The sequence below is a fragment of the Marisediminitalea sp. genome, from assembly GCF_984433645.1.
In genome coordinates this window covers 1-2,949 of the sequence record NZ_CFIDRX010000155.1, presented here as the reverse complement: position 1 = coordinate 2,949, position 2,949 = coordinate 1, and the positions used below count along the sequence as shown (strand labels likewise).

At 48.3% G+C, this 2,949-nt stretch carries 6 protein-coding genes; all 6 read left to right on the top strand.

Translation table 11 applies throughout. The features are described from left to right. Positions 1–230, top strand: a 230-nt coding sequence (locus tag AC4MRN_RS16310) for an HvfA family oxazolone/thioamide-modified RiPP metallophore (protein WP_491203872.1), incomplete at its 5' end; no start/stop codon positions are given. A gap of 31 nt (positions 231–261) precedes the next feature. Next, the gene (locus AC4MRN_RS16305; RefSeq protein ID WP_491203871.1) at positions 262–1,098 is read left to right on the top strand and encodes an HvfB family MNIO-type RiPP peptide maturase; all 837 of its coding nucleotides are present in this window, start codon (positions 262–264) and stop codon (positions 1,096–1,098) included. After that, positions 1,099–1,833 (top strand): HvfC family RiPP maturation protein, encoded by a 735-nt coding sequence (locus AC4MRN_RS16300; protein WP_491203870.1) that lies wholly within the window; start codon positions 1,099–1,101, stop codon positions 1,831–1,833. It begins immediately after the preceding gene. Positions 1,834–1,997: 164 nt separating this feature from the next. Continuing rightward, entirely contained in the window at positions 1,998–2,123 is a 126-nt protein-coding gene (locus AC4MRN_RS16295) for a hypothetical protein (protein WP_255052359.1), read from the top strand. 30 nt (positions 2,124–2,153) lie between these two features. Next, on the top strand, positions 2,154–2,690 hold the full coding sequence (apt, locus tag AC4MRN_RS16290) for an adenine phosphoribosyltransferase (RefSeq protein WP_155014211.1): 537 nt from the start codon (positions 2,154–2,156) through the stop codon (positions 2,688–2,690). A gap of 11 nt (positions 2,691–2,701) precedes the next feature. Further along, the coding region (locus tag AC4MRN_RS16285) for a DNA polymerase III delta subunit-related protein (RefSeq protein ID WP_491203869.1) at positions 2,702–2,949 on the top strand (248 nt) is incomplete at its 3' end.

Genomic DNA, 2,949 nt, shown 5'->3' with positions numbered 1-2,949 from the left:
GCAAATGTGGCGAAGGGAAGTGCGGCGAGTCCAAGTCGAAAAAAGAAGGCAAGTGCGGTGAAGGTAAATGCGGTGAAACTAAAGCCAAGAAAGAAGGCAAGTGCGGCGAAGGTAAATGCGGCGGCGACAAAGCCAAGAAAGAAGGCAAGTGCGGCGAAGGTAAATGCGGTGGCGACAAAGCCAAGAAAGAAGGCAAGTGCGGCGAAGGTAAGTGTGGCGGCGCAGCTTAATCTGGCACGGTTAATTTAACAGCCCAACACTATGAAAACGATCAAAGGTGCCGGCCTGGGACTTCGCAGGGAGATGCTCGACGAGCTACTTCCTGTGTTACCCGACGAGGTCGATTTCTGGGAAGTCGCGCCCGAGAACTGGATACCCTTAGGTGGTAAGTTCAGTGAAGATTTCGAGCGGTGTGCCAGGCAGACTCAGTTATCAACGCATGGATTGTCGTTGTCAATCGGTGGTCCTGATCCTTTGGACCATCGCTTCCTGAAAGCCGTAAAACAATTTCTGGATAGGCATGACATTCCGCTCTACAGTGAGCATTTGAGTTACTGTGGCGCACAAGGCCATATGTACGACCTGATGCCCATTCCGTTTACCGAGGAAGCCGTTCGTTACGTGGCAGACCGGGCAAATGTGGTGCAGGATATTATCGAACGGCCCCTGGTACTCGAAAATGTCTCCTATTATTTAACGGCTCATGCGCAGATGACAGAGTTAGAATTTATTAACGCCGTGTTGTCTGAGTCGGGTTGTTCACTTTTGCTCGACGTAAATAACGTTTACGTGAACAGCATAAATCATCGATACGACCCTAAAGCGTTCATCGACGGATTACCGAGCAATAAAATTGTATATGGTCATATTGCCGGACATTACGAAGAGGCGGAAGATCTGCGTGTTGATACACACGGTGCGGATGTCATTGAAGAAGTATGGGCGTTACTGGCCTATGCATATCGTCAACATCACGTGTTCCCAACGCTGCTAGAGCGAGATTTTAATATACCCCCGTTGGAAACGCTGCTGCAGGAAGTCAGGCGAATTAAATCTATACAGCAACAGGTGATGAACGAACAAGTGGGAGTAGCCTAATTGCGTTTAACTGAACAACTCACTGAACTCGCCACCGCTATCCGCTTTCCTGAGCAAACCAGTGAGCAAGACCAGGATACACAAAGGCGACTGGCTATTTACCAGTCGCTGTTCTTCAACAATGTTGAAGGCTTTATTCGCAACGGCTTCCCCGTGTTACATTCGCTTTACGGCGACGATAACTGGCAGCAACTGGTGCGTACCTTTTTTCAGCAGCACCCAAGCCGTTCACCGTATTTCATTGATATCAGTAAAGAATTTGTTGAGTTTCTGAGTAACGCTTATGAGCCAACATCATCAGACCCAGTGTTTCTGAAAGAGCTGGCGCATTACGAATGGCTGGAGCTGGCGTTATCGGTCAGAAAAACCGACAGCCCGGTTACGTATTGGCAAGGAGAAACAATACCCGACTACGTGCGCAGTTCCCCGTTGTCGGAACTAGCCGGTTACGCTTATCCGGTGCACATGATTGGCCCGGATTTCCAACCGGAAGCGCCTGGCGAGCAACATTTTTACTTACTCTACAGAGACAGTGAACACCACGTTGGCTTTCAGCACCTGAATCCATTGGCGGCACTCACGTTTGATCTTCTCAACCAGCAACCTACCTCAGTTGAGCGTTTGTGTGAGCGGGTTCATCAGCAAGCCGCCGGATTGCCGTTAAATACCGTACAACAAGGCGTTCAGCAGCTTGTTAGTCAATGGCTTACCTGTGGCGCCGTGACAGAAGCATAACAACGGCGCCTTCGGGTTGATGTAAGCTGCTCAGATTCCCTTACAACAATACACTCAGTGAATGGTCAGATTTTGACTGCTTAGCGCATTACCTCTGTCAATTAGGTTTCGTTTCGATTACCATTTAGGGCCATTTTTTAGGCTTAAATTAACTGGAATTTTTCATGGCTGGTAACGAAGATTTTAAAGAAGTATTTAATTGGTGGTATTTTCTGGGTGCGGTAGTTGCACTGCTAGCCTTCCCATTATTACCAACGATTGCTGGTTGGTTTACATTCTACTTTTCTTAAAGCCTTGCCGGAATAATTAAAGGATTCGGCATGAGTTCAGAATATATTAAATCAGTAGTAAAAACGGTGCCTGACTACCCGAAACCGGGTATTCAATTTCGCGATGTCACAAGCGTACTTGAAGACTATCAGGCATTCAGCCAGTGCATAGCTATGTTGCTGGACAAGTATCGGCCATATGGTTTTACCAAAGTAGCGGGTACTGAAGCACGTGGCTTTTTATTTGGAGCGCCACTGGCATTAGAATTAGGCATCGGTTTTGTACCCGTTCGTAAGCCTAACAAACTGCCCCGAGATGTGCTTAGCGAAAGCTATGAATTAGAATACGGCAAAGACACGCTGGAAATTCACAAAGACGCGATATCACCGGGCGACAAAGTGTTGTTGATTGACGACTTGTTAGCCACGGGCGGCACAATTTCTGCGACGGCCAAATTGATCCGCAATCTCGGCGGTAAAGTTGAGCACGCAGGGTTTGTTATTGGCTTGCCTGAACTGCACGGTTATGAACGTTTAACCGAGCTGGGCGTCGAGCCGTATTGCATCTGTGAATTCGAAGGCGAGTAAGGAAGCTTAGATTGGCTTATCAGGTACTGGCAAGAAAATGGCGTCCCGGACGCTTTAGTGAGTTAGTAGGGCAGGAGCACGTGGTTTCTGCCATCACCAATGCATTGCAAAACGACCGGTTGCACCATGCTTACCTGTTCACCGGTACCCGGGGCGTGGGGAAAACCACGATTGCCCGCATATTTTCTAAAAGCCTGAACTGTGAACAAGGGCAAAGTGCAAACCCTTGTGGGCAATGCGGTACGTGTCAGGAAATTGA

Excerpts from the sequence above, each read along its gene's own strand:
- AC4MRN_RS16305 (WP_491203871.1), top strand. The coding sequence starts at position 262 with ATGAAAACGATCAAAGGTGCCGGCCTGGGACTTCGCAGGGAGATGCTC.
- AC4MRN_RS16295 (WP_255052359.1), top strand. The coding sequence starts at position 1,998 with ATGGCTGGTAACGAAGATTTTAAAGAAGTATTTAATTGGTGGTATTTT.
- apt (WP_155014211.1), top strand. The coding sequence starts at position 2,154 with ATGAGTTCAGAATATATTAAATCAGTAGTAAAAACGGTGCCTGACTAC.